Source organism: Eubacterium sp. AF16-48 (genome assembly GCF_003479405.1).
Taxonomy (GTDB): Bacteria; Bacillota; Clostridia; order Lachnospirales; family Lachnospiraceae; genus Eubacterium_G; species Eubacterium_G segne.
Genome location: NZ_QUHB01000025.1, coordinates 1 through 467, shown reverse-complemented (window position 1 = coordinate 467; position 467 = coordinate 1). Strand labels below are relative to the sequence as shown.

Here is a 467-nt window from a genome sequence, read left to right as displayed (position 1 = left end):
AAAAATGGAGGTAGAACAGATTGGAAAAGGTTGTTGTTGAAATGACATTTGATGCAGTGATATTATAGAAATACGGTAACAGATGCGCTGGGAAGTGTTTCAAAAACAACAACAAACGGTACAGAACAGGTATTATCCATAAAGGATGAAACTAGTAGTGGAAGTATTGAAACAACATATGAATATGACATGAACGGACAGAAAATAAAGGAAACTTATGGTGACGGTTCATACCTGACATTTACATATGATGTTTATGGAAATAATGTTAAGAAGTCTTCATTTGATGCAAACGGAAATGAGATAAATTCAACAGAATATATCTATGATGGAGAAGGAAACATAATTGAGGCAATAGATAATAAAAACGGTACACCGTATAGATATACGTTTTATGAGTATGATGCTTATGGACGCAATATATCTGTTGCGGAAATCAATGCAACAAGTAAACCATCTGACAGTGA

Annotated in this window: 1 protein-coding gene; it reads left to right on the top strand. The window is 33.6% G+C overall.

Annotation, left to right across the window (positions count from 1 at the left end; all coding sequences use genetic code 11):
• Positions 1 to 189: 189 nt before the first annotated feature.
• Positions 190 to 467, top strand: a 278-nt coding sequence (locus DWW68_RS13250; protein WP_147365704.1) for a hypothetical protein, incomplete at its 3' end; no start/stop codon positions are given.